This is a genomic window from Lysinibacillus piscis (assembly GCF_026012395.1).
Taxonomy (GTDB): Bacteria; Bacillota; Bacilli; order Bacillales_A; family Planococcaceae; genus Lysinibacillus; species Lysinibacillus piscis.
In genome coordinates this window covers 801,791-824,871 of the sequence record NZ_BRZA01000002.1, presented here as the reverse complement: position 1 = coordinate 824,871, position 23,081 = coordinate 801,791, and the positions used below count along the sequence as shown (strand labels likewise).

25 protein-coding genes are annotated in these 23,081 nt (G+C 38.5%); 6 read left to right on the top strand and 19 right to left on the bottom strand.

What is annotated here, in order from left to right; genetic code table 11:
* Window positions 1-75: 75 nt before the first annotated feature.
* Together OPF91_RS10615 and OPF91_RS10610 are read right to left on the bottom strand one after the other, a co-directional pair.
* A complete protein-coding gene (locus OPF91_RS10615) occupies window positions 76-1,218 on the bottom strand; it encodes a glycerate kinase family protein (RefSeq protein WP_264988725.1) in 1,143 nt (380 codons plus the stop codon).
* A 34-nt stretch (window positions 1,219-1,252) separates the two neighbouring features.
* Entirely contained in the window at window positions 1,253-1,774 is a 522-nt protein-coding gene (locus tag OPF91_RS10610; RefSeq protein WP_264988724.1) for a hypothetical protein, read from the bottom strand.
* 183 nt (window positions 1,775-1,957) lie between these two features.
* Here OPF91_RS10610 and OPF91_RS10605 point away from each other — a divergent pair, with 183 nt between their 5' ends.
* Entirely contained in the window at window positions 1,958-2,326 is a 369-nt protein-coding gene (locus OPF91_RS10605) for a hypothetical protein (RefSeq protein ID WP_264988723.1), read from the top strand.
* 44 nt (window positions 2,327-2,370) lie between these two features.
* On the opposite strand, the gene OPF91_RS10600 is transcribed toward OPF91_RS10605, so the two are convergent.
* Window positions 2,371-3,105 carry a class I SAM-dependent methyltransferase gene (locus OPF91_RS10600; protein ID WP_264988722.1) on the bottom strand — a complete coding sequence of 245 codons (735 nt, stop codon included), beginning with the start codon at window positions 3,103-3,105 and terminating at the stop codon, window positions 2,371-2,373.
* Between the two features lie 229 nt (window positions 3,106-3,334).
* Between OPF91_RS10600 and hutG the strand changes: the two genes are divergently transcribed.
* On the top strand, window positions 3,335-4,279 hold the full coding sequence (gene hutG / locus OPF91_RS10595) for a formimidoylglutamase (RefSeq protein WP_264988721.1): 945 nt from the start codon (window positions 3,335-3,337) through the stop codon (window positions 4,277-4,279).
* 52 nt (window positions 4,280-4,331) lie between these two features.
* On the opposite strand, the gene OPF91_RS10590 is transcribed toward hutG, so the two are convergent.
* From OPF91_RS10590 to OPF91_RS10550, 9 genes are all read right to left on the bottom strand, one after another.
* The gene (locus OPF91_RS10590; protein WP_264988720.1) at window positions 4,332-5,588 is read right to left on the bottom strand and encodes a polysaccharide deacetylase family protein; all 1,257 of its coding nucleotides are present in this window, start codon (window positions 5,586-5,588) and stop codon (window positions 4,332-4,334) included.
* Between the two features lie 265 nt (window positions 5,589-5,853).
* Window positions 5,854-6,357, bottom strand: a complete 504-nt coding sequence (locus tag OPF91_RS10585; RefSeq protein ID WP_264988719.1) for a GNAT family N-acetyltransferase — start codon at window positions 6,355-6,357, stop codon at window positions 5,854-5,856.
* 138 nt (window positions 6,358-6,495) lie between these two features.
* The gene (locus tag OPF91_RS10580) at window positions 6,496-7,317 is read right to left on the bottom strand and encodes an aldo/keto reductase (protein WP_264988718.1); all 822 of its coding nucleotides are present in this window, start codon (window positions 7,315-7,317) and stop codon (window positions 6,496-6,498) included.
* A gap of 18 nt (window positions 7,318-7,335) precedes the next feature.
* Window positions 7,336-8,166, bottom strand: a complete 831-nt coding sequence (locus OPF91_RS10575; protein ID WP_264988717.1) for an aldo/keto reductase — start codon at window positions 8,164-8,166, stop codon at window positions 7,336-7,338.
* Between the two features lie 73 nt (window positions 8,167-8,239).
* Complete coding sequence (locus OPF91_RS10570) at window positions 8,240-8,629, bottom strand: DUF3995 domain-containing protein (RefSeq protein ID WP_264988716.1); 390 nt, start codon at window positions 8,627-8,629, stop codon at window positions 8,240-8,242.
* Between the two features lie 52 nt (window positions 8,630-8,681).
* Window positions 8,682-10,358, bottom strand: a complete 1,677-nt coding sequence (locus OPF91_RS10565; RefSeq protein WP_264988715.1) for an AAA family ATPase — start codon at window positions 10,356-10,358, stop codon at window positions 8,682-8,684.
* A gap of 70 nt (window positions 10,359-10,428) precedes the next feature.
* Window positions 10,429-10,764 (bottom strand): hypothetical protein, encoded by a 336-nt coding sequence (locus tag OPF91_RS10560; RefSeq protein ID WP_264988714.1) that lies wholly within the window; start codon window positions 10,762-10,764, stop codon window positions 10,429-10,431.
* 114 nt (window positions 10,765-10,878) lie between these two features.
* Window positions 10,879-11,358, bottom strand: a complete 480-nt coding sequence (locus tag OPF91_RS10555) for a nucleoside 2-deoxyribosyltransferase (protein ID WP_264988713.1) — start codon at window positions 11,356-11,358, stop codon at window positions 10,879-10,881.
* 2 nt (window positions 11,359-11,360) lie between these two features.
* The gene (locus tag OPF91_RS10550) at window positions 11,361-11,798 is read right to left on the bottom strand and encodes a GNAT family N-acetyltransferase (protein WP_264988712.1); all 438 of its coding nucleotides are present in this window, start codon (window positions 11,796-11,798) and stop codon (window positions 11,361-11,363) included.
* 70 nt (window positions 11,799-11,868) lie between these two features.
* Here OPF91_RS10550 and OPF91_RS10545 point away from each other — a divergent pair, with 70 nt between their 5' ends.
* A complete protein-coding gene (locus tag OPF91_RS10545) occupies window positions 11,869-13,809 on the top strand; it encodes an elongation factor G (protein WP_264988711.1) in 1,941 nt (646 codons plus the stop codon).
* A gap of 124 nt (window positions 13,810-13,933) precedes the next feature.
* On the opposite strand, the gene aspA is transcribed toward OPF91_RS10545, so the two are convergent.
* The 7 genes from aspA to OPF91_RS10510 form a co-directional block, all read right to left on the bottom strand.
* Window positions 13,934-15,352 carry an aspartate ammonia-lyase gene (gene aspA, locus OPF91_RS10540; protein ID WP_264988710.1) on the bottom strand — a complete coding sequence of 473 codons (1,419 nt, stop codon included), beginning with the start codon at window positions 15,350-15,352 and terminating at the stop codon, window positions 13,934-13,936.
* A 242-nt stretch (window positions 15,353-15,594) separates the two neighbouring features.
* Entirely contained in the window at window positions 15,595-16,221 is a 627-nt protein-coding gene (locus tag OPF91_RS10535; RefSeq protein WP_264988709.1) for an NAD(P)-dependent oxidoreductase, read from the bottom strand.
* Between the two features lie 71 nt (window positions 16,222-16,292).
* Window positions 16,293-16,703: an Rrf2 family transcriptional regulator gene (locus OPF91_RS10530; protein WP_264988708.1), complete on the bottom strand. Its 411-nt coding sequence runs from the start codon at window positions 16,701-16,703 to the stop codon at window positions 16,293-16,295.
* Window positions 16,704-16,777: 74 nt separating this feature from the next.
* On the bottom strand, window positions 16,778-16,984 hold the full coding sequence (locus OPF91_RS10525; RefSeq protein WP_264988707.1) for a thymidylate synthase: 207 nt from the start codon (window positions 16,982-16,984) through the stop codon (window positions 16,778-16,780).
* A 47-nt stretch (window positions 16,985-17,031) separates the two neighbouring features.
* Complete coding sequence (locus OPF91_RS10520; protein ID WP_264988706.1) at window positions 17,032-17,202, bottom strand: hypothetical protein; 171 nt, start codon at window positions 17,200-17,202, stop codon at window positions 17,032-17,034.
* A gap of 134 nt (window positions 17,203-17,336) precedes the next feature.
* Window positions 17,337-18,314: a thymidylate synthase gene (locus OPF91_RS10515; RefSeq protein WP_264989142.1), complete on the bottom strand. Its 978-nt coding sequence runs from the start codon at window positions 18,312-18,314 to the stop codon at window positions 17,337-17,339.
* Window positions 18,315-18,368: 54 nt separating this feature from the next.
* Window positions 18,369-19,277, bottom strand: a complete 909-nt coding sequence (locus OPF91_RS10510; protein ID WP_264988705.1) for a hypothetical protein — start codon at window positions 19,275-19,277, stop codon at window positions 18,369-18,371.
* 213 nt (window positions 19,278-19,490) lie between these two features.
* Here OPF91_RS10510 and OPF91_RS10505 point away from each other — a divergent pair, with 213 nt between their 5' ends.
* The 3 genes from OPF91_RS10505 to OPF91_RS10495 all read left to right on the top strand — a co-directional run bounded on the left by OPF91_RS10505 (window position 19,491) and on the right by OPF91_RS10495 (window position 22,801).
* Window positions 19,491-21,683, top strand: a complete 2,193-nt coding sequence (locus OPF91_RS10505) for an ATP-binding protein (RefSeq protein WP_264988704.1) — start codon at window positions 19,491-19,493, stop codon at window positions 21,681-21,683.
* The gene (locus tag OPF91_RS10500; RefSeq protein ID WP_264988703.1) at window positions 21,676-22,302 is read left to right on the top strand and encodes a response regulator transcription factor; all 627 of its coding nucleotides are present in this window, start codon (window positions 21,676-21,678) and stop codon (window positions 22,300-22,302) included. Before OPF91_RS10505 ends, OPF91_RS10500 begins: the two co-directional genes overlap by 8 nt.
* Window positions 22,303-22,387: 85 nt before the next feature.
* Window positions 22,388-22,801: a GNAT family N-acetyltransferase gene (locus tag OPF91_RS10495; protein ID WP_264988702.1), complete on the top strand. Its 414-nt coding sequence runs from the start codon at window positions 22,388-22,390 to the stop codon at window positions 22,799-22,801.
* Window positions 22,802-23,081: the final 280 nt, after the last annotated feature.

The following is a 23,081-nucleotide window of genomic DNA, read 5'->3' as shown; positions in this document are numbered from 1 at the left end:
GTTATTTAATTCTTGCTATTCTATCGATGTAACCACTTCTGTATTAGCAACAAGATTTACTGTACAATTTTAAAATTAAGAGAGGAGTCTCATAAAGCGAGCCACATTTTCTGCTGTTCTTTCTAAGTTTTGCTTTCCGTGCAATAAAGCATTATCTAGCGTTGTCGCTTCTGGCATAATCCCAAAAATAGCATCGATTTTTTCATACAGTTCATCAATATCGTTGCCTATTCTTCCTGCAAAAGCAATGACAGGCTTTTGATATTTTTTCGCAATGGTTGCTACCCCAAAAGGCGTTTTGCCATACTGTGTTTGACAATCAATACTGCCTTCCCCTGTCCACACCATATCTGCCTCTTTTATTTTCTCCTCCAAATTTACATAGTCAATGACTAATTGAATGCCCTCTTTTAATGTACCATTTAAAAATGCCATTAATCCTGCACCTAAACCACCTGCAGCGCCAGCTCCCTGTACATCGATAATATCCTTATTGAGTTGTCTTTTGATACTATCTGCATAATGCCTTAAATTATCATCCAATAGTGTCACCATTTGTGGAGTAGCTCCCTTTTGTGGTCCAAACATATAGGAAGCGCCATATTTACCGCAAAGAGGCGTATTGACATCACAGGCAACATCGATTGTTATATCCTTCAGTCTTGCATCCAAATGAGCTAAATCAATCGTAGCAAGCTTACCTAGTTCGCCACCGCCAAAGCCGAGCTCCTTGCCATAACTATCTAATAATTTCCCACCTAATGCCTGCACAACACCCGCACCACCATCATTCGTTGCACTACCACCAATACCAATTAGCAGTTTTTTGACCCCCTTGTCTAAACAGGCATGAATCAACTGCCCTGTACCGAAAGTTGTTGTCAATAAAGGATTCCTTCTTTCGGTTGCTACTAGATGAATTCCGCTGGCACTAGCCATTTCAATTACGCCTGTTTGCCCATCACCTAAAATGCCATAACACGCTTCTACTTGATCGCCAAGAGGACCCATTACTGGTAGAGAATAAACCTCTCCACCTGTAGCATCCACTAAAGATTGCATTGTGCCCTCCCCACCATCCGCCATCGGAATATGGATACATGTAATATTTTTATTTACTTTTTTAATCCCCTTTTCCATCGCCTCGCATGCGTCCTTAGCCGTCATGCTTTCCTTGAATGAATCAGGTGCTAATACAATCACAAAATTTTTCTTCAATAGGATGTCCCCCTCTCTTCTATGAGTACTAAATTTATTTACGACTAGGAAAAAACACATAGGACAAACTAATAATGACATCAATCACTAAAACAATACCCCATATTCTCATAATCTGTAGCAATGGCGTTGCATCTGTATTTGTCCCAACTAAAATAACCATTCCATATAAAGCACAAGCACCAATGACAAAAGCAATTATATGGCGTGCAAGCATGTTCATTTCATGTAGAGCCTTTTCTTTGCCAGTAAGTCGTATTTTTTTGGGCTTCTTTAAAAACCATTGCTGGAATTTATCATCTGCCCAAGCAATCATCGTTTTACCATAGGCAATGGAAACCCCGATATAAATAGCCGCAATCCCATGTGAAATGGCAGCGGGTGTACCTCTTTTTAAGTCGACTATCGTCAGTATAATCAGTAATAGGTCAATAACAGGTGTTAAAGCAAAGAAAAAGATACTAAGCTTTGGCATTTTGAAAGCATAACGACTAATCAATCCAAAGATAATAACAATCCAAAAAGCAATTTCTGCTGTAATAATCCACGTAATCATACAAACCTCTCCCTTTTAATTGAAAATTCCTCCAGTCTTTATCTAACTGTATGTACGGTAAAAAATTTAAATAGTTTCAAACTATTGAAAGTCTTATTCAAAAACAATTGGACACTTCACCAATGCAGAAGTATCTCTACATCATAGTCTAATACTATTACTAAACAAGGGAGTGTTTAAGTAATGGAGTCAAAGCGCTATTTGGAGCGTTCCGACAGAGTTTTTTATAATTTCTATAAATTTCGTAAATGTCTATGCCTGTCTCCTACTGCCGATTATGATGAACCAATAATGAAAATTTATAACTTTCATCACACAAAATCAAAACCATCAGCAAATACAAAAGCAAATCGTTATTTTTTAACACGTTGTGAACCTGGTACAGCTGTCGATATTTTTTTAGCTAATGGTAGTAGCTTTCTAAATGTCTATTTTCTCCATATAGATAATAAAAATCAGTGTGCTTATTTCCTTGAAATTGCAGACAAAGCCATGTCTATTATTGTGGATTATGCTAAAATCATAGCTGTTCGTCTGCATCGTGCTATCTAAACAAAAATGACCAGCCTCATTTTGAGCTACTGGTCATTTTTTATTTATCTTTTTTCTGCTGCAATCATTAAAAACATCGGTCGACGAAGCTCATCACGCATTTCAGCAATTGCTTGTAGCATTTCATCTGAAGGTGTTGATTCCTTTACTGCGTTTATCTGAAAGCCTGCCTCAATAACAGCATTCATATAAGTTGCTACTGTACGATGATATTTGATAACATCATTGTTTAAAAATGATGTTTCACGTCTACCTTCAGTTTGATAATAGTCGACTGGCCAATGCAATCTGTTTCCATGGTCATCATAATACCAATCCTGTTTACTGCAGGCTGTAAAAATAGGATGCTCCACTGAAAAAACGAACGAGCCACCCAACTTTAAAGCACGATATACTTTACGACAAATGACTTCAAATGACTCTATATAATGAAATGCCAATGAGCTAATGATAACATCGAACTGTTGATCAGCAAAATGAATGTCTTCAATTGGTAGCTGTTGATAGGAAATGCCAGAGTCATTTGTTAATTCACGTGCTCTTTGTAGCATTTTTTCAGAAATATCTACTCCTATTACTGTATGAGCATTTTGCTCACGTGCATAGCGACAATGCCAGCCAAATCCACACCCTAAATCAAGTACATCCTTATCTTTTAAATCTGGTAATAATGTTTGCAGTATATGCCACTCTCCAGCAGCCTTCAGCCCTTCAGTGGAACGAGGCATTTGTTCATAGGCATTAAAAAATAATGTATCATCATATTTGTTTTGTTTCATTTTGTTTTTATCTCCCAACATATCAATGTGTTCCCTAATTATACCACAATCAATGCCTCTTATTTATTTTACGTGAATAAGTAATGATGATTTTATAATACTAGGTGCGAATATTAATTTAAAATATTTATTTTAATGTCGGATAATCTGTTATTAACCCCTTGCTCTACACAAGCTTTCAATTATATAGTAAGCATATACATATTAAAATTGGAGCTGAGACAACACGATGTATATTATGACAGAGCCAAAACATTGGCAAGGCCGCATTGATTCTACAACAAATCCAAGTAGCTTTCGTTTGCACCAAAAAATAACAAGAGTACCAATTAACGATGTACAGCCATCAGAGCAGCTACTCGCAGGTATTGTTGGCTTTATTTGTGATGAGGGTGTCGAACGCAATCAAGGACGCATTGGTGCGGCACATGCGCCAAATGCACTCCGTGAAGCATTATCTAGCCTTCCATGGACATTTGAGGAAGAGCAACAAGTCATTGATGTAGGAAATATTGTTTGTTTAAATCATGCGTTAGAGGCGGCACAGCAAGAGCTTGGCGAGGTTGTGACGACATTGCTGACAAAGCAGACAAAATGTATTGTGCTTGGAGGTGGACATGAAACATTATATGGACATTATTTAGGTGTGCGGGCAGCTCTACCAAAAGATGCGACGATTGGTATCGTCAATATTGACGCTCATTTCGATTTACGGTCTTATGATAAACAACCCTCGTCAGGCACAATGTTCCGTCAAATTTTAGAGCAAGACCCTTATGCCCATTATTTTGTACTAGGCATTCAGCGTTACGGCAATACAAAGGAATTATTTGAAAAAGCAGATGAATTACAAGTACAATATGTGTTAGCGGAAAATATCACCGCTGAAGCGATGCAAGCACTTCAGCACTTTATGGACCAACATGATTATATCCTACTCACATTATGTACAGATGTGCTAAATGCGGCGTTTGCCCCTGGTGTTAGTGCTACATCTCCATTTGGGCTTGATCCAACAACAGTTCGCACAATCATTCGCCAAGTGGCCTCCCATCCAAAGGCACATTCCTTTGATATTTGTGAAGTCAATCCTTTACTTGATGTCAATGGACAAACGGTTAAATTAGGTGCTTATTTTATCTATGAAGCATTAAATCAATTAGTAAAAAAATAAACTCACACAAAAATACCACGCAACAAGTCTATTTCCGTTGCGTGGTATTTGATTATTGCAATATCTCACTCACCGTCACCAATTCATAGCCTTGCTTTTGCAAATAAATAATCACATTTTCTAAGCCTTGTGCTGTCGATAGATGGATGTCATGCATTAAAATGATACTGCCATCCTTCACAGAGGCTTGCACATAATGTAAAATTTTCGCTGCATTGCGGTGCTTCCAATCGAGTGTATCAATAGACCATAGGATTGTTGGCATCACCAATGTCGCACGAATTTGCTCATCTGTCGCACCATACGGCGGTCTGAAAACAGTTGGATATTGACCGATTACCTCATAAATGGCATTGCTTGTGCGTTCGATTTCTTGCTTCACATTTGCAACAGATAAGCTTGTTAATTTGGAATGATTCCACGTATGGTTGCCAATTTCATGACCTGCTTCATCAATTTGCTGAACAAGTGCTGGATTTTTTGCTACATTGCGACCTACCATAAAGAAGGTTGCTTTACTATTATATTTTTTTAATATGGTTAAAATTTGTGGTGTTACTTTAGCATCTGGCCCATCATCAAATGTTAAAGCCACTCGCTTTTTCATTCCTTTGCCTGCTGTTACGCCCTTGTTATAAATCTTATTGTCAGGCTTTACTAAATCACTCAAGTCCGTTGCCTTCACATAGCCCTGCTGCTCATCTGCCACAATATACGCCCATCCTGCTAACACTGTATATTGTTGAACAATTGTTTTTGTAGGCACTGTGCCGATTGTTTCACCACTTGGACTTGGGGTTTGTCTTAGCACTGCACCGTTTTTTACATGTACCTGTTTTTGTAACACACTTGGCTTTTTTAGGCTTGCTGTTGCTACATAACCCATTGCATGTCCATTGTAGACAAATGACCAACCACCAGGCACTACGCCATAAACCCAAGCCATACTATTTTCATATAGTTCTCCTATCACTTGGGCACTGGGACTCGGATATGTTACTACATGTGTACCACCTTTTTTCCCTACTACATAGATGTCTGCTGAGGCGTTTTTTAATGCAGCAGTTGCCACATATCCTACAAGCTGTGGTGTCTGAATATGGGTCCATTCCACATTAACAGGTGTCGCTAACACATAGCTCCCTTGTGCCATATCTCCTAATCGTTCACTTGTTGCAGAAGCTTCGGTATATAAAACTGTATCAAACATAATTTGTTGAATCATTGGCTTATTTTCTGCGTGTACATGTATAGCACTAAGCCACATCATACTAAATAGAGCCATTACACAAGCTACATATTTTTTCATCCACCTATCCCCCTTTATCTGACTACATATTAGGTTTTTATTATAGAATACTCTTGTTGATGTGCCTAGAGCAGAAAGTAACTAAAACCCACTATTCACTAGGGTTTGTGTTCCTATTCAGTATATTTTAAAAACTTTTATTGCATTGCTGGGCAATACAATCAGCAAACAATAGTACCAAAGCATTTTCTGTTTTTCCTTTATTTCATTCTCAAAAATCGTTGCTTCTCGTTTAGCTATCTTCTTCAGCTAAGCTTCTATTAACTTACTGAACCTTTCCAGCATATATACAATGATTTTTATTGAAAATAAACGATTCTTTTTCTTTAGTGAAACCATTTTTCTCTGCTACACGTATAGATGGAATATTTCTAGGGTCAATGATACTTATCAATTTAGTCAAGCCCAATTGATTAAAGCCATATTCCTTACAACCTGTAGCTGCTTCCGTTGCGAAGCCATTTGACCAATATTTTTTATGGATATGATAGCCGATTTCTACTTCCATTCTTCCATCTACTATCTGTTTAACTAGTCCACAATCCCCTATTAATTCATCGGTTTCCTTCAGGCAAACACCCCATAATCCAAAGCCATCTTTCTCGTATCGTTCTTGGTTTTTCTTGATCCAATTTTGAGTTTGTTCCAAATTAAATGGTGCTGGATAATATACCATTGTTTCAGCATCTGAAAAAATAGAAAAAAGAGTATGTACGTCCTCCTTTCTATATGGTCTTAAGTACAATCGCTCTGTTTCTAAAATAATCATTCTATTACCTCTCCCCTATCTATGTAAACAAGTATATGATTGTATAATTCTGTGTTATATCCCATGTTTCCTTTATTAATCTAACCTGAACCAAGATAAAACCACCCTTACATCGGTAAAGGTGGTTGCTTATTCATATTAAAAATCAAAATTATCAGGGTCTGCACTTGTACGATGGAATGTATTTAATGCAGAAATAGCAGCTACTTCATCCGCTGCTAACGCAAAATCATACACATGTAAATTTTCAGCAATACGTGCTGGTGTAACAGATTTTGGAATCGCAATATTGCCGATTTCTAAATGCCAGCGCAATACGATTTGTGCGGGTGTTTTGCTATATTTCTCTGCTAAATTGCGAATAACAGGGTGTGTAAAGACAATACCTGTTCCAAGTGGTGCCCAAGCTGTCACGGCAATTTGATGCTCATGACAAAAAGCACGTAATGCATCTTGTGATAAGGATGGATGACATTCGATTTGATTAACCATTGGCTTAACATTCGCTACAGCAAAAACTTCCTCTAAGTGGTGCTGATGGTGGTTGGATACCCCTGGTACACGAATGAGCTTTTCCTCATATAAGCGCTCAATGGCCTTATATGTGTCAGCCAACGTTGGTTTTGGCCAATGTGTTAAATATAAATCGATATAGTCTAATTGTAACTTTTTTAACGATGTTTCAAACGCACGCAATGTATTATCAAAGCCTTGGTCTGAATTCCATACTTTTGTTGTAATAAATAGTTCAGAACGGTCGATTCCTGATGCTTTAATCGCATCGCCTACCGCTTCTTCATTGTCATAAATGGCTGCTGTATCAATCGCACGGTAGCCTGCTTTTAATGCTTCTGTCACACCGTTAAATGCGACTTCATGCTCCTTCATACGAAATACACCATAGCCGATACGTGGCATTTCTACACCATTCGCTAATGTAATTGTTGTTGAAATTGTCATCATTGAATCCTCCTATAATTAAAAGTCAAAGTGGAAATTGTCTGGGTTTTGCCCAAAGCGCTTATCTTGATGTAGCGCATCAATGGCTTGCATGTCTGCCTCTGTTAACACAAAATCAAAAATTTGCGCGTTTTCCTCAATACGAGCAGGTGTCACTGATTTTGGTATAACGATATTGCCATGCTGTAAATGCCAGCGCAGTACGACTTGTGCTGCTGATTTGCCACGTCGTTGACCAATTGCTTGCAGTGTAGCATCTGCTAGTACACTACCACGACCAAGTGGTGACCAGGCTGTAATGGCTACATTTTGTGCTGCACAAAATGCACGTAAGCTTTCTTGGGTTAAATATGGATGCATTTCAATTTGATTGACAGCAGGTGCTGTATTCGCTGTTGCTAATAGCTGCTCTAAATGATGCTGATGATGATTGGACACGCCAGGTACACGGATTAACTTTTCGTCATATAAACGTTCAATCGCACGATATGTATCAGCAAATTTATCCGCAACAGGCCAATGCGTTAAATACAAATCGATATACGCCATATCTAGCTTTTTCAATGATGTTTCAAAGGCACGTAATGTATTATCATAGCCCTGATCGCTATTCCACACTTTTGTTGTTACAAAGATGTCTTCACGTGGTATGCCTGAATGGCGAATGGCCTCACCCACTTCTTCTTCATTATAATAAAGGGCTGCCGTGTCAATCGCACGATAGCCAAGCTGTAGGGCCTTCAAAATGGCTTCAATCGTCACATCACGCTCTGTCATTTTATAAACGCCTAAGCCAAACACAGGCATATCCACACCATTTGCTAACGTTTTTGTACTTTGTAAATGCATATCATCTGCCTCCTTTCACTTAGATAATTCTATTATATACGGAAAAGCGATTTATTTCGAGAAACGAATCTTTTTAACTCATGAAAAGATATACAATGCTCAAAAATAAGCAGAGTGGACTGTACAGCCATGTATCATAGCTTGCAAATGTTGAATGACATATTCGTTTAAAAAATCCGACATAATGAAAATCACGAATCGCACGTAAACCAATCACAATACCACAAACAATACTGCCTATTTTAGATAGTTTATTAGCTGGAAATGAATACAAATAACCACCTTGTATTAGCAATAAGAGCCCTGCTAACCAAAGGAGACAGCCAACAATACCTGTTACCATCCCTGTGGCGTAAAGATAGCTTGTTGTGTACCTTCTTGCGTAGGTATCACAACGCTTGCGCCCTCCAAAAGCCCAATAAATATGCAGACAGCCAATTAGCCAAAGTATACTAATCGCCACTATTCCTAATCAACGATCCATCCAGTCTCTTACCTTTGTTATTTTTATGTACTTAAAATGTATTCGCAAAGAGTTGCTCTGCCATTCCTTGCACAATGTCTTCCTCTGTAAAGGTCATTAAATCTTCTTTGCTAATGGACGACTGCTGAATGAGACGGTTTGACTGCAATGTCACCAATTTTTCAAAGAGATTGCGAATATAGCGCCCATTAGAGAAATTCGGTATTGTTTCCACAGGCATTTGATGAAGCTGTTCACGTATATGCCCAGCAAAAGCCTCTCCATACTGGTAGTCATTTTGTCGGCAAAGCATCGCAAAAATCTCATACAATTCCTCTGTGCTGAAATTATCAAATTGCACAAAATGATTGAAGCGTGATTTAAAGCCTGGATTCGCTAATAAAAACTCCTCCATTAATTCTGTATAGCCCGCTACAATGATGACTAAATCATCGCGTAAATCCTCCATTGCCTTCAGTAAGCTATCAATAGCCTCTCTTCCAAAGGCATCCTGCTTATCATGCACTAATGAATAGGCTTCATCAATAAAGAGCACACCACCCTTTGCCTTATCCACAACTTCCTGTACTTTTAAAGCCGTTTGCCCCACATAGCCTGCTACTAAGCCTGCACGGTCTGTTTCCACAAAATGCCCACTAGACAAGACACCAAGATGCTTATAAATTTGTCCAATAATACGTGCTACCGTTGTTTTACCTGTACCAGGGTTGCCAGAAAACACTAAATGATAGGTAATCGGGAAGCTTGTTAAGCCGTGATCAACACGCAAGCTTTGAATTTTAATAAAATTAATTAAATTATGTAATTCTTTCTTCGCATTCGGCAGCCCTACAAGTTCATCTAATTGTGCTTGTAGTTTCGCTATCTCTCGCTCAATTTCAGGTGTGATGCGCAGGCGTTTCCCGTTGGTAAATTCACCACTATAAATCGGTTTGCCATCCTCATTAAAATAATCGCCACGACCATGCATTTGCCCATTAACAAGCTCCCCTATATAACGTGCTTGCCCATTCGCATAATACAATGTCCCTTTCCCTGTTAGCGCATCCTCTTTAAACTGCCCCTCTGCCTCTAAAAGACCTTGACGTGAATAGACCTTACCTTTGCCATGACGTGTATCCTCGAAAAAATAGCCTTTATATTGAACAGATGTCACGCCATTTGTGATTTCCTCCATCGTTGGCTCTTCTGTTGCATAATAAAGCGTCCCTGCCCCTTGCATATGATTCCAAATAAAATCACCCTCATATTGCAATAAGCCGTTCGGATAATATTGTTTCCCTTTACCTTTTTTAATACCATGCGCAAACTCGCCTTCATAATAAGGGCGATTCAAATGGGGATACTGGCTGCGTAGTGCTTGATAAGGAGCAATGACTTCTTCTTCATAATATAAAATGCCATAGCCTTCCATTAAATCATTGCGAAATTGTCCTTCATAGTAAAGATTGCCGTCTTTATATAAAATACCACTCCCTTGCTTTTTATTTTGAATAAATTCGCCTTGATATACCTTTTTGCCCTTTAAATACATGATGCCATTGCCTTGTTTGACATGGTTGGCAAACTCGCCCTCAAACAATAGTTCACCCTCTTGGTCAAATAGCATCCCTTTGCCATCATATATGTCATGACCAAAATCGTTTTTCTTCATGCCCCCCCGATACATCAGCTTGCCATCAGGGTAATATAATTCTTTTTCCACCATTATACATTCATCCTTTTGTTAAAGTTATCCCTTTATTATAGCGAAAACTCTGAATATTCTCGATAAATTTTTATATTCTTGGTGGAATGACCTCTGTGATAAGTAATAAAAAGAAAACAAGCCCTATCGCACTAAATAAAGCAGAAGCTAAAAATACAGGTCCCACTCGATATGTAAAGGATTCTCTTTTTTGCATAATACCCGTTTGCGCACTCGCTTGCACGGAACTATAGCGTGATGTCCATCCACCGCCACTTGAAAAATAAAAAATAATACATGCACATGCAAAACCGATAAAGAACATGACCTCAATAAAACGCACATTAAAATAAGATGCAACCGCATAACTAATAGCGCTTTCTACAGCAATTGTCAACAAGCCAATCAGTAAATTTTTCTTATTCATCCATAACCCTCCTAAATTTAACATTGCTATCTATACGGTTTATTAAACAAAAAGGTTTCATCAAAGAAGATAAAATGGCGCACAAGAAAACGAATTTCTGATACGCCATTTGTTTTATAGCCGATATTGCTGGATAGCTGTTACTGCTTCCTCAATTGATGAAGTAATGATACCATTACGCTTAATCAAACCAACTACAAATAAATTACGGTAAACAAATTGATTTTCCAAGCCGTCCTGTATTAATGCCTCAATCTTTGCTTGATTGTCTCGACCTTGCTGGCGCACATCTGTTAATACGCCTACAATCGGACGACCTAACATCGCAAACGCACCGATTTCTGCGGCTACCCCCGAATCAATTTCCACACCATCCAACACCGCTATTAACACATCACTTTGCTGTAGTTTTGCCAAATCTGCCTCGGCAATCGCTAAGCTGTCTGCATAGGCGCTTTTATCATTAATTGCATCATTTTCCTGTGGCACATATAAATCGATATGTGGAATAGCTGCTCGTATTGCCGCTGCAAGCTGTTCATTGACAATACGGTCCCCTAACGAAAATAAACCATTTGCTAAATAAGCCTTCATTGTCATTCCTCCAATGTTTTTTCAAATACAATCTTATGTCGCCCTTTATCATCTACAAAAGTGGAGACAATATCAAAGCCATGTTTCAAATTAGTGATTAACATGGCTTTATAGGCATTTCTTCCATATGTACGCACACGCTTATAGCCCTTTTCCTGTAAAAAACGATGTTGCTGTACCATTAATTGACTAGCAATACCACGTCCTCGCATTTCTTCACGGACACCGCCAAGCCAGCTATAAAAAACGCCATCTGGATGACAATAACCGAGCTTAAAGCCTACTAATTGTTCTTCCTCTTCAGCTAGTAGACAAAGTAGGTCTTCCTTGCTTTCTAGCTTAGTAGCTGGTAAATCAGCACCATCAAAAACATGGGCATGTAGTGCTTGCAGCGGTTGCAACCATTCATAGGGCACACCCTCCATTGTTAAAATCCGCATTTATATCCTCCCTTCCCTACTCCTCTATTATACACGGTCTGCTATAATGGTTGGGAATGGAGGATTTTTTATGTTTAAAACACTCGGTGTTCTTGCCCATGTAGATGCAGGCAAAACAACTTTTTCAGAGCAATTACTTTACCATACAAACAGCATCGGACAGCGTGGTCGTGTGGACCATCAGGATGCGTTTTTAGATAATCATGCATTAGAGCGTCAACGTGGCATTACCATCTTCGCTGAACAAGGTCGCATGCAAATCGGTGAAGATGTCTATACATTAATTGACACACCTGGACATATTGATTTTTCACCAGAGATGGAACGTGCTATTCGGGTGATGGACTATGCCATTGTGATTCTTAGCGCTGTAGAGGGTGTACAAGGACATACGGAAACGGTTTGGCAGTTACTGCGACAATACCATATCCCTACTTTCTTTTTTATTAATAAAATCGACCGTGAAGGTGCACAAGTAAATCGTGTGCTCACACAGCTGCAAAAAGATTGTACAGAGCATGTCCTATTGATTGATGAGCCATTACAAGCGGACTATGTATCACCAGCAATTAAAGAATGGCTAGCTGAGCGAGATGAACAATTGCTCGAAGCCTTTCTTCAAGATACATTAGATGCACCAGCTTGTTTGGCAGCCCTACAAAAAATGATACAAACTGAACAAGCCTTTCCTTGTTTTACAGGTGCTGCATTAAAGGATATCGGGATACAGGAATTTCTAACACAGCTTCCTTTTATGACAGCTACCGACTATACAAATGATGCTGCTTTCCTTGGTGAAGTGTTTAAAATACGTCACGACGGCCATCAACGCCTCACTTTTTTGAAAGTATTGCAAGGCACACTGCGCGTACGAGATGATTTTGCCTTTGGCGATACGACAGAAAAAGTGACAGAAATTCGCTTGTATAATGGCCATCGCTTTGAAGTCGTACAAGAAGTGAGGGCAGGTGATATTTGTGCTGTGAAAGGCTTGAGTCAAGCGCCTATTGGGACCATCATCGGTAGCGATACACTCGTAAAACCTTATGAATTAGTACCACCCCTACAAGCAAAGGTGCAATATGAGGGGGAACAGCATATTAAGGATGTTTTAAAGGTATTCCGTTTACTAGAGGCTGAGGAACCATCCTTACGTGTCGTTTGGCAGGAGAAATTCCAAGAGATTCATGTCCATATTATGGGGGTCATTCAGCTTGAAGTATTAACCGATATTTTGTCCAATCGCTTCTCACTCATGATGACATTCGGCGAGCCCCATATTTTATATATGGAAACGATCACCACAACGGTAACAGGCTATGGACATTTTGAGCCATTAAAGCATTATGCAGAGGTGCATTTATTAATGAAGCCAAACAAGCGTGGGATTGGTCTTACGTTCACGAATGCCTGTCATGCCGACCATTTATCAGTTGGACATCAGCGTTTAATTGAGCAGCATCTTTTTGAGCGTGACCATCATGGCTTATTAACGGGCTACCCTATTACTGATATTCATTTTACTTTACTAACAGGACGAGCCCATGTCCAACATACGGATGGTGGTGATTTCCGTGAGGCTGCTTTCCGTGCATTGCGACAAGGCTTAGAACAGGCAGAAATACAGCTACTAGAGCCTTATTACCGCTTTAAACTAAAAGCACCCAGTGAATTAATTGGTCGTATGATGACCGATATTCAACAAGCAGCAGGTACGTTTGAAGCACCTATTGTCACAGAACAAGATGCCATGTTAACAGGACGAGTACCTGTAGCTACTTTTATGAACTATAGCACGACATTTGCAACATATACCAATGGCAAAGGAATGATTTCCTTGCAATTTGATGGCTATGATGATTGTCATAATACAGAGGAGGTCGTAGCACAAATTGGCTATAATAAAGACGCCGACCCTGACTATACCTCTACTAGTATTTTTTGTGCGAAAGGCAAAGGCTATGCCGTCCCATGGCAAGAAGCACAGGCAGCCATGCACTGCTTAAAATAAATCAGTCGATGGGGTGGCTCCGCTATCCGTCACTTTCGCGATTCTATCCGTCTATTTGACTGTTCTATCCGTCTAAAAAGCACTTTGACCACAAAATACGGTCAAAGTGCTTTGTTTTACCTCTTTATTTCAATGTCATCATACTTGCTCCTGCAATACCAGGATGTGTCATTTCGTATGGGTCTAAAATCAAATCCAATTGCTCGGTTGTTAAAACGCCTGATTCAAGACATAGCTCACGAATGGAACGGCCTGTTAAAATGGCCTCACGTGCAAGGCGTGCCGCTACTTCATACCCAATATGCGGATTGACAGCTGTCAGTACGCCAACACTTTTCTCTACATATTCCTTCATACGATCTTCATTTGCTTCAATATCCTTTAAGCAATTGTCCGTAAAGGCATGGAATACATTATTCATAATGCTAATGGATTGAATTAAATTAAAGACAAGCACTGGCTCCATCACGTTCAGTTCCAGTTGCCCAGCTTCCGATGCCAATGAAATCGTATGGTCATTGCCAATCACTTGGAATGCTACTTGATTCAATACTTCTGGCATTACAGGATTGACTTTCCCAGGCATAATCGAAGAACCTGGTTGACGTGCTGGTAAAACAATTTCGCCTAAACCTGCACGTGGACCTGAAGCCATTAAACGTAAATCATTGGAAATTTTCGACATATTAATCATACAAATTTTCAATGCACCAGATACCTCTGTATAAGCATCCGTATTTTGTGTGGCATCTACTAAATGTGTGGCTCCTTTTAATGGTAAGCCTGAAATTTCTGCTAAATGCTTATCCACTGATTGAATATAGTCTGGAAAAGCATTTAAACCTGTACCAACCGCTGTAGCCCCCATATTCACATCATATAAGTTAGGACGTGTTTGGCGAATGCGCACAATATCTCTATTGATCACACGACAATACGCTTCAAATTCTTGACCAAGACGAATTGGCACGGCATCTTGTAAATGTGTACGTCCCATTTTAATAACATGAGCAAATTGCTCTGCCTTTTGATGGAACACAGCCTGCATTGTATCCATCGTTACTAGTAACTCATCTAATAAATTTAATACGGCTATATGAATCGCAGTTGGGAATGCATCATTTGTTGACTGCGACATATTCACATGGCTATTCGGACTAATTGTATGATAATCGCCTTTTTCTTTTCCTAGTAGTTCTAACGCACGGTTTGCGATGACTTCATTGGCATTCATATTAATCGATGTACCTGCCCCACCTTGAATTGGGTCTACAATAAATTCAGCATCCCATTGACCATCAATGACTTCCTGTGCAGCGGCTACAATCGCTTCTCCAATATCTTTAGGTAATAAATGAACATCCATATTCCCTAATGCAGCTGCTTTTTTAACAATCCCCATTGCTTGAATTAATGCTGTATGAATTGTATAACCTGTAATTGGGAAGTTTTCTGTCGCTCTTAGTGTTTGGATACCGTAATACACATGCGCTGGTAGTACACGCTCCCCTAAAAAATCTTTTTCAATACGTTGTGTAGACATCATTGTCGTCTCCTTTATTCCCCATCTATTGAAGCGCTTTCATTATTCGCTTTATGTATGGTATGTTACCTTCTTGATAGTAGCTAATTCCAACCGAATTGTAAACAGTCATTTTTCAGAAAAATGATATCCCCAGAATAATAATAGCTACACAAAGAAAAAACGAACGTTATGCTACACGTTCGTTTATCCTTCATTTATCCCGTATTAACAGGCTGTAAGAACCCGATTGAAGGTTCACTTTATTGTGCCACTACTGTAAATCGGCTATTTTCATGTTGAGGATTTTCAATTTCATCCATTAATGCTATTGCATAATCCGCATAACTAATATAGCTTTCACCAGCAGCATTGACTAATAAATGATCTACACCCGTTATAAAGTTTCCTGTACGTGGGCCTTCCGCATCAAAGAAAGCAGCTGGGCTGAAAAATGTCCAATGGATGGAGGATTGCTGTAAATCCTTTAAGTTTTCACCTTGATTTTTCGCTGTTGCATAGAACATCTCTGGAAAATCTGGTGTATCCATCACACGGATTGTTTTGTCAGCGTCCACAAATAAACTTCCCGCTCCTCCGACAACAACTAATTTCGTTGCGATGCCATTGAAAAGAGGAATTAAATGACGCCCTACTTTCACATGTAAGTCTTCCTGTCCAAGTGGTGCACCAAAGGCATTAACCACCACATCAAATTGTTCAACATCTGCTTGTGTCAAAGCGAACACATCTTTTTCTACAATTTTCACATCATTCGCTACCTTAGAAGCAGAGCGTACAAGAGCCGTTACATCATGCCCACGCTGTAAAGCTTCCTCCATCACTTTTTGACCTGCTTTTCCTGTTGCACCAATAATACCTATTTTCATCTTCTTCATTCCTCTCTTTTCGTTGTAACTTAATCAGTTACAGGTTGTGCGAAAAATCAACCTCGTTGCATTTAACGAAGTTGATCGAGCACATCTTGCAAAGTCTGTGCTTGTAGTTGTTCTTTCATTGCTCGCCAAACCGATGTATAGCTTGCTTCTAGCGATTGTTGGATTTTTTGTCCAACATGACATGCTGGGTTAGGCTCTTCATGAATTGTAAAAAGTTGCTTGGGTCCATCAATGGCTTCATAAATCATGAAAAGTGTGATGTCTTTCGGCTCCTTTAGTAATTCATATCCTGCTATACCTGGCTGTGAAGTGAGCAAATCTGCTTTTTTCAACATACCAATCATGCGACGTATGACCACAGGATTGGTATTCACACTACCTGCGATAAAGTCAGAGGTTAGCTGACTTTTATCAGACGTTATGGCAATTAGCGAAAGTACATGGATCGCTACCGATAATCGACTGTTCACCATCTCTATCACCACCTGTTGTAACTATTATAGTTACATCTCAATGAAAAAGCAAGAAATTTGAGCATAGTTCTTTTCTATATTTGCTTCACATAAATGACAAGCTCTTGTTTGATTTCTCCATTTTCTTCATAAAAATCAAGGTTATGAAAATCATATTTAAAGTGGCCCATTGGAAATGTAATACTTTCTCCTTGGGCTGCCACTAATACACCTGCTACATCCTGCGACACGAGTTGTAATAACTCGGTTCCTGAAACAGAATCCACAAAAATAATATACATATTAAAAAGCACCTCCCTCGTTAGTATACATGAGAAGGCGCTTTCATTTATAGTCTTTCTTTATAACCATTTAGACGAATGGCATCCACAACTTGCATTAACTGACGTAATTGCTCATTTGTTAACGCTTTAGAAGGATAGGTGGTACTATCACGCATAGTAGTGTCCATCGGTTTTTTTACTTCCCTTTCTACTACTTGCAACATAACTGTCTCCATCCTTTTCACCTCTACCTCATCATTTGACTTACATCAATACACACTATATACAAAATACACCAAATTCAAGTGGAATGCCATACGTCCTATAGCCTATTTTAGGAGCAACTTCCAAAAGCTGCTCCCCCCATCTGCTATACAGCAATCGGTGCTTTAATCGTTGGATGTGGATCATAGCCTTCAATCGTAAGATCTTCTAGCTCTATATCAAAAATGGACGTTTTATTCGGATTGATTTTCAAGGTTGGTAGTTCCTTTGGTTGACGTGAAAGCTGTTGTTGCACTTGCTCCACATGGTTGCTATATATATGTGCATCCCCAATGCTATGAATAAATTCGCCCACTTCTAATCCACATTCATGTGCGATTAAATACGTTAATAATGCGTAGGAAGCAATATTAAACGGACAGCCCAAGAAAGCATCCAAGCTACGCTGCATTAATTGACAGCTTAAACGACCATCTGCCACATAAAACTGGAACATGACATGACATGGCGGTAATACAGCTTTACTTCCTTTTGCCCCTGCATGGATGACATCTTCAGGATTCCAAGCATTCACAATGATACGTCTTGAATCAGGATTATGCTTAATTTGCTCGATAACATCTTGTAATTGGTCAATCGTATCCCCTGTGCTTGTCGTCCAATTACGCCACTGTTTGCCATACACATTCCCAAGTTCCCCATACTGTCTGGCAAACACATCATCAGTTCGTATTTGTTCGCAAAAGAAAGCCAATTGTTCTTGATATTGACGGTTAAATGCTTCATCTACTAAACAACGACGCCCAAAATCGGTCATATCAGGCCCATGATAATCGGCTGATTCCACCCATCTTTTAAAAGCCCATTCGTCCCAAATATGATTATTATGTTGTAATAAATAGCGAATATTCGTATCCCCTTTTATAAACCATAATAATTCACTCGCTACTAGTTTGAATGGTACACGCTTTGTTGTTAACAGCGGGAAGCCTTTCGTTAAATCAAAGCGCATTTGATAGCCAAATATGCTATATGTACCTGTCCCTGTACGATCTTCTTTTTTAATGCCATTATCAACTATATGTTGCAGTAAATTTAAATAGGCTATTTCTGGATGTGTCATATTGTCTAGCAGCTCCTTCATTTGTACTGCCATTCATTATACCATTTACATATATCAGAAGAAATCCTCCTGTGGTCCATGTACTAATTCCTGCTCTGTGACGGAAAAAAAGGTTGGTAGTAAAATAATATTAATTAGTATTGGTACAATGATAAATAGTAAATCAATGCCAGGACTAAAATAGAGACTAAACGCTGTTAATAAGCCAGATACCACTAAAAACACGATTTGTAACAGCATAATGAAAAAAGGAATGCTTTGATACGTGTATTTCAGTTTACGAAAATGATGGATACTTTCTGCATTTTCAAGAATGTGGTTTTTAAAGCGCTTTGATAACAAGACACAGGCAATAATTTGGAGCACAATAAAGCTACCATAAAGACCACTATAGCCAATTAGTTGTTTTTTAGAGATGGAGCCATCAAAATGACCAACACGTTGCTGTAATAGTTCATTGACTGCCCCCTCGTAAATATATTGTCTGTCACTTAAAAATGCCAATGGCTCAGCAAAGCCAAGTGAAGCCCAATCTTTCGTGTTGATTGTCCAATTGCTCAATTTGCTAGCTAAAACACGCAATTGGATGACTTCATCTTTACCAAACATGCCTACTAACACTTGATAGGGAATAGCGATTTTCATTTGTCCATTCTGCTTTTGTTGAAATAAATCTTGCACGAAGAAAGTGTATGATACATCTGATCGATGATTTTCATAATGAACATCTTTAATTTTCCAATGACTTGCTAGTGAAGATTCAATATCTTTCTGCATATCTGCATGGGACATACCCTCATGTAATGTTTTAGGAACTTTATAGACGAAATGATTATCACCACCAATAATACAAATATCCACTTCTACGGCTTCCTTTGTCACCTCTTGTGCAGAAATCGTCATTGACCCTACGCTAATGGTAATGAGCAGGAAAAGGATGAAAACCTTCCAGCCCTTTTTCATAAACAACACGCCTCCTTTCATTATCTATATTAATTTTAGGCTACCATACCTACTACCGAAAATACGATTTCGTGATTCCGAAAACATGGTGGTGGTTTTCCGAAAGAATCGATTTCGGTATTCCCTAATCACTCATTTTTATGGATAATATATGGTAGAATGATAAAGTAAAAGTGAAACGGGGCATTTTGATGATAGCAATGAGGTTGATTTATGAATAAATGGCGTTACAGTATACTGACAATCTATGTATTGCTAAGTGTCTATTTACTGATTGTTGCCATACGTGTACCCTTTGTCAGTATTGCAGTGGATACAACAAATGAGCAGGCAGTTATCACCTCCTTTTATTATCCAAAGTGGGCACATGCACAGCATATAGAAAAAGGGGATTTTTTACTAGCGGTTGATGGACAACCTATACAAGATAATCGCTCGGTTCAGCGCTATTCCGTTGTGCGTGGAGCATCCTCTTTAACAATCGAAAAACCCGATGGCACTATAAAAACGATTTCCGTGAAACATCAAGATATTCCAATTGAGTTTTATTTGCACGTTGTTTTTCCAATTGTTTATTTTATTTTTTCCTTTGGTGTTGCTTGCTATTTATGGCGGAAAACAATGCATCACGCCTTAACAAATTTATTGATTTACTTTTTATTAACATGCTCACTGGCGTATACGAGCACAGGTGCATCTGGTCGTGGAAATATAGTCGGTATGTTCGTTGTTGGCATTGGTATTTTATTATGCTTAGTACTGCTAATTCATTTTTTGCAAAGGTATTGTGAGTACTTACACATCGCATGGCCACATATACAAGCAAAATGGCTCTATATACTGCCCATATTATTAGGAATCGGGGATGTATTTATTTTATATGTACCGCATATACGGGAAACCATTTCTGTAATGAACTTAACGATATTTGCCTTTTTACTACTGTACATTATTTATATTTTATTGCGCAGTTATTTGCAGACCAAATCGGCAAAAATTCGCTTTATTGCTGTCGCATTGATTACGCCATTTTTGCCTTTTTTATTGTTATTTGTCATACCAGAAATTTTAAATTACCCGCCGTTTCTGCGCGCAGAGTTTGCGGCTTTATTTTTACTAATGATTCCCTTTTCCTTTATTTTCATTCAAGTCAATGAACGCTTATTTGATTTGGAATATCAGCTCTCTCGCTTACGCTATTACTCATCTTTAGCTTTTTGGATTGCGCTTTTGTTCATAGGGGGCACGATGCTATTTTTCATCAAAGAGCTGCCTACTGTGAAGGTAATTAGCCTATTTATTTTTACATTTTTACTGCTAGTTGCTAGTTTTTATTTAAAAGAGCAACTCGATTTCAAATATCGGAAAGTGATCTTTTCCTCTACAGGGAATTATGTACATAATTTATATGCTGCGGTCCATCATATGGGGAAAGCGAAAAATTTAGAGGAGCTTTTAGAGCGATTTCGAAGCGAGTTAGCCGAAAAACTACGCACCACCGCTTTTTCTATCGAGCGGACAACGGAGGATATGTCCTTTCATGCAGGTGAAATTCATACGACGTTTGGTGTTACGCATCTATTACTTTATGATACAGGTGAAGAAAAAATCATTTTGTCTATTCATCATGTACTGCAAAAAGAGGAATTATTATGGTTGGAGCTTCTGGCGCTGTACGTGTCAATGTTTATTGATAATTTGAAACAAATGGAAGATTTAATACGAGAAATACAACATATACGCACAACAAATAATGCACAGCTACCATGGCTAGATACATTATTATGGAACATGATTGAGAAAGAAAAAAGTATTTTGGCACAGGAACTACATGATACGATTTTACAAGAGCAACTCCATTTAGCACGTGAGCTTGATTTACTAACAGATGCGCCAACTATTCAAAAAGATAAAGTACTTCGTATTCGAGAGCAACTCTTAGATGCCACACATGATTTACGAGAATACTGCGAAAATTTAAGCCCACCACTACTGGATACATTTGGCTTACAAATTGCTTTGAAAAAATTGATTCAAAAAACAAAAATACGTGCTGATTTTTTAGTACATGCACAAATTGAGCCAGTACATTTTCATGATGCTGCCTTGCATTTAGTTGTTTATCGACTTGTACAAGAACTCTTAAATAATGCGATTAAACATGCAGAAGCAACAGAGGTTTCCCTCCAACTGCAAGCAACAGCTAACGGGTTCATCCTGCAATATGATGATAATGGCATTGGCTGTGATGTAGAGGATTTAATGCCATCTTCTGCTTCAATGGGCATCAATGGCATTCGAGAGCGTGTTCGTGCCTTTAATGGTTCGATTTCGATTACCTCTCAGCCAAACGAAGGTATGCATATTATTATTCAAATACAAGAGAATGGAGATTTTCATGATTAATCTACTTATTGTTGATGACCATCCCGTTGTACTAGACGGTACGAAAACATTATTGCAAGATTTAGCCAATGTCTCTATTCATACTGAGCGCAATAGTACGGCTGTCTTATCTAGAATGGACATACAAACCTTTCATCTATTTTTAATTGATATTAATATGAAGGTCATTAACGGTATCCAGCTTGCGGACTTGATTAAGAAAAAACAGCCTGATGCGTTCATTGTCCTTTATACAGGCTACGAGCTCTCCGATTATTATGAATTATTAATTGAAAAAAAGGTGGATGGCTTATTGTCGAAACTTGCAACAAAAGAGCAAGTTATTCAAACAATTCAAGCGACTTTGCGTGGAGAAATTTTATTAGCTGCCGATTTTTTAGATTTTGTACAACAACGGACGAATGTACCGACTACGGAGCACGACGTATTGTTAAGCGATAAAGAACAAGAAATTTTAAACCTTGTAGCACAAGGCGCTACGAACAAAGCGATTGCTTCAACACTCGGTGTCACACAGCGCACCATTGAAAATTATTTATCCAAGCTATTCGTCAAGCTCAATGTCGAATCACGTGCAGAGGCAGTCATTGTAGCAAAAGCAAAGGAATGGATTCATTAATAGCTAGGAGGCATGATTTTGTTATTACACTATTGATTGTTACGAACTACCCTATCATGAAAAACACTACGGGAGTTGGTAACGAATGCTTTACACAAATAGTCTTACAGAAATTTCAGCTAATATGTTACAAGGCTTTTTTGATGGCTGGCCTAATCCACCAAGCCCACAAACCCATTTAAAGCTATTACAAAATAGCCATAAAGTTGTTATTGCGATAGACGACACGAGTAAACAGGTCGTTGGCTTTATCACAGCGATTAGCGACGGTGTTCTATCTGCTTATATTCCAATGCTTGAAGTTTTACCAGCCTATCAAAATAAAGGCATTGGTCAGGAATTAGTGACAAGAATTTTACAAGAGCTAGATGCTATTTATATGATTGATTTGTGCTGTGATGATGAATTGGTGCCTTATTATGAGAAATTTGGCATGATGAAGACAAATGGTATGTGTGTAAGAAATTATGACAGACAATCAGGAATTTCCAATAAATAACATAAAAAAACGCTTGGATTTTCGCTCCAAGCGTTTTTCTATACTTCTTCATTTTTAAACATAACTCTATCTACATCATACTAAAAATATAAATGCTAGCCATACAAGCACACAGTTTCGTCGCTGTGTGCTTGTTTTGATTGATTGATTGATTGATTGATTGAACGAATCCATATTCAGTTATGACAAATTTGTGAACCTTTGATTTCTTTACACAATACGACAAATTTTTCAAATACACTATTATACACTATAAAAGTTGTGTAAAATCCCATATCCC